We start from the raw sequence: 3,676 nt of genomic DNA on the forward strand, positions 1-3,676 counted from the left end.
TTCTGGCACGGAAGCGGCGTGACTCGTTCGACGGCAATCGCCGGTATCGATCTGGCGCTGTGGGATATTCTGGGAAAAATTCACGGGGTGCCCTGCCATCAACTCTGGGGCGGTGCGGTTCGCGATTACGTACGACTCTATTGTCACCTGGGCGGCGGCAATATGGAATCGTTTTATCAGACGTCGACGGATAACGCGGCGCAGTTTGCAGAGCTGGCACAGCAGGCGGTTGCTGACGGGTTCACCGCGTTCAAATCGATGGCGGTGCCGCCGACGATGCCGATTGAAGGTTTGAAACCGATTCAGGCGGCTGAAGATTGTGTGGCGGCGATGCGGGAAGCGGTTGGCGATGAAATTGATATCATGGTGGACTGCCATGCCCGCCCTTCACCGGCGATGGGGATGCAGTTTGCAAAAGCGCTCGACCCGTATGGTTTGTATTTCTTCGAAGAACCTTGCTGGCCGGAATCGATTGACAGCCTGGCACGGATCAATGCGGCGGTGACGACGCCGATTGCGACGGGGGAACGACTGACGCATCTGGCGGCATTCCGCGATCTGTTCGAAAAACGGGGCTGTGAGATCTGCCAGCTCGATCTGACGCACTGCGGCGGTTTCACTGAAGCACGCCGGATTGCGGCTCTGGCGGATGCACATCGAATTTCGCTCGCACCCCATAATCCCCAGGGACCGGTCAGCACGGCGGCTTCGCTGGAATTCGGGTTTTCTCAACCCAGTTACATCATCTGTGAATCGGTGCATGATGATGTTCCCTGGCGAGAGGATGTGGTCGAAGAAGGCTTTGTGATTGATCCCAAGACACGCACGGTCAAACCGAATCAGAAGCCGGGGCTGGGAATTTCGATCAATGAAGAAGAAGTCAAGAAACATCCGTTTCAACAGGAAACCGTGCAGCGCGTCTTTTACCGGGATGGTGCGGTGGGAGACTGGTAAGCCGATTTGTCTGCGTACAGGGACTGAGATTCACAGTTAATTGATACGGGAATGGTTATGAGTGAACGCGCAGTAGAGGCGGGAACAGAGTTGGCATTTCAGGGGCAGATCGGTGTGGCGACGGTGGATATTACGCCGCCCGTCGGGATTTATGCCCGCAACTGGGGGGCCGCGAAACATGACGTGGCCGATTCGATTCATCGCCGGCTGACTTTGAATGCGCTGGTACTGTATGCAGCCGGTGCAGAGCAGCCGTTGATTTTTCTGGATGCTGACCTGGGCTGGTGGCGTTCGTTGATTACGTTTCGGCGGTTTCAGTCGCGTTTGCTGGAAGAGTTGGAGATCGAAGAGTCGGCTTTGATTTTCGGTCTGAGTCATACACACGCTTCGCCCCCTTTGACCGATCCCGATCCGGATTTGCCGGCGAGTGAATCACTGGCCGCGTATCTGGAAACCGTTTATCAGGCTTCCCTCGTTGCAGTACGTGAAGCGATCAAAAACGTGACCGCGGCAGTGCTGGAATGGAAAACGGGGCACTGTCAACTGGCATCGATGCGGGATCTGCCCGATCCTGCTCCCGAGGCGGAGCGGATCGTCTGCGGCTGGAATCCGGGTGAACCGGCCGACGACACGCTGGTGGTGGGGCGGGTCAGTGATGCGGAAGGAAAACTGAAAGCGGTGATCGTGAATTACGCCTGCCATCCGACAACGCTGGCATGGGAAAATACGGCGATCTCTCCCGATTATCCGGGAGCGATGCGGGATACGATTCGGGAAACGCTGGGGGTCCCTGCCCTGTTCATGCAGGGCGCTTCGGGTGAATTGTCGCCGCGGTATCAGTATGTGGGTGATACTGAAGTTGCGGATCGGCATGGGCGTCAACTGGCTTATGCCGCACTCGCGACACTGGAAGATCTGGAGCCGCCGGGAACCTGTCTGGAGTATCAGGGGGTGATGGAATCGGGGGCGCCGCTGGCGGTGTGGAAACCTGTTTCGGCGAAGACGAGTTCACTGTTAAAAGCAATCGAAGTGAAAGTGGAACTCCCTTTAAAGGACTGGCCGACCGCAGAGGAATTGGAGCAACAAAGGCAGGCGTGTACCGACCGGGCACTGGAAGAACGGCTGCGACGTCGCCGAAATATTCGTCGCGGAATTGGCGATGGTGCCACGCTGGACTTGCCGATCTGGGTCTGGCGGATGGGAGACACGATTCTGGTTGGCAGCCCTTCCGAAGCGTATTCGATTCTGCAGCGCGAACTCAGAAAACGATTTCCGGAGCGGACGATTGTCTGTCTGAATCTGATCAATGGAACGACCGGTTATCTGACGCCGGCGGAATTGTATGATCTGGATCTGTATCAGGTCTGGCAGACGCCGTTCGAACGGGGAAGTCTGGAGATTCTGATTGAGGGAATGGCGGGCGCGATTCAGCAGATCATTGAAGCATAGACACAAACGAGCATTTATTAAGGGACAGAAAGACCAACGTCATGTCGCGAACGATTCAGGGAGTGTTGCCGGTATTGCATACGCCGTTGCTGGCTGATGAAACGATTGATCGGGAATCACTCGCGCGGGAGATCGACTGGTGTTATGAGTTGGGCTCGGATGGTGTGTGTGGCGCGATGGTTTCGGAAGTGTTGCGTCTGACCTATGAAGAACGTCTGGAGTTGACGCGACTGATGTCCGAGCTTTCGGATGGTCGCGGCGCTGTGATTGCCAGTGTGGGGGCAGAAAGCACGCGGCAGGCGCTGGCGTTTGCCCGTCACGCCGAAGAGGTGGGCTGCGATGCCGTGATGGCGATTCCGCCGGTGACGACGGCGCTGCCCGAATCGGCGTTGTGGGATTATTTTTCCGCGCTCGCCGAACAGTGTTCGCTGCCGTTGATTGTGCAGGACGCTTCGTCTTATGTCGGGCGAGCGATCTCGATTGACTTTTATCGAAAACTGCTGGAGCAGTATGGTCCGGAAAAAATTCTGTTCAAGCCGGAGGCCTCGCCGATTGGTCCCAATCTGTCGGCGTTACGTGATGCAACCGGTGGTCGGGCGCGGATTTTTGATGGTTCGGGGGGAATTCTGCTGGTAGACGCGTATCGACGGGGAATCAGCGGGACGATGCCGGGAGTCGATTTGCTGGATGGGATTATTGCATTGTGGAAAGCGCTCCAGGCCGGCGATGAAGCGGCGATTTACCGGATTTATTTTCCGATCTGTGCGATTGTGGCGTTGCAGTTACAGGCGGGACTGGACGGTTTTCTGGCGATTGAGAAATACCTGTTAGTGAAACGCAGCCTGTTTCAATCAGAACAGCGCTGCACGCCGCACGCGTGGTCGCTCGATGAGGAAACAAAAGCGGAAGTGGATCGGTTATTCGATTTGCTGCTGCAGGCATTGTAACAGAAGCAGGGACTGAGCTTCGGGGAGACATTGTTGTGGTTGAATCGGAAATCCGATCTGAGAGCGAACAGGCGCCGCCGACCCATGCACGGTTTATGGTGATCACTCTGTTGTGTCTGGTGGCGGCTGTGGCTTATATCAGCCGGAATGCGATTTCGGTGCCTGCGAAACTGATTCAGGAAGAGCTTGACATCAGCCTGACACAGATGGGCTGGGTGATGAGCGCGTTCTTCTGGAGCTATGCGTTGTCGCAGATTCCCAGCGGCTGGATCGGACACGTCTGGGGAACACGGCGCTCTCTGACCGCTTTTGCCCTCCTGTGGTCG

Annotated in this window: 4 protein-coding genes; all 4 read left to right on the top strand. The window is 56.5% G+C overall.

Annotated elements, in window-relative coordinates:
* The coding region (locus Q0294_RS06545; RefSeq protein WP_299462186.1) for an enolase C-terminal domain-like protein at nt 1-954 on the top strand (954 nt) is incomplete at its 5' end.
* Between the two features lie 57 nt (nt 955-1,011).
* Nucleotides 1,012-2,403 (top strand): alkaline ceramidase, encoded by a 1,392-nt coding sequence (locus Q0294_RS06550; RefSeq protein ID WP_299462189.1) that lies wholly within the window; start codon nt 1,012-1,014, stop codon nt 2,401-2,403.
* Between the two features lie 41 nt (nt 2,404-2,444).
* Nucleotides 2,445-3,350 carry a dihydrodipicolinate synthase family protein gene (locus Q0294_RS06555; RefSeq protein WP_299462192.1) on the top strand — a complete coding sequence of 302 codons (906 nt, stop codon included), beginning with the start codon at nt 2,445-2,447 and terminating at the stop codon, nt 3,348-3,350.
* A gap of 35 nt (nt 3,351-3,385) precedes the next feature.
* Nucleotides 3,386-3,676: MFS transporter (locus Q0294_RS06560; RefSeq protein ID WP_299462195.1), on the top strand; the 291-nt coding region annotated here is incomplete at its 3' end.

This window comes from uncultured Gimesia sp. (assembly GCF_937919775.1).
In the GTDB taxonomy this organism is placed as follows: Bacteria; Planctomycetota; Planctomycetia; order Planctomycetales; family Planctomycetaceae; genus Gimesia.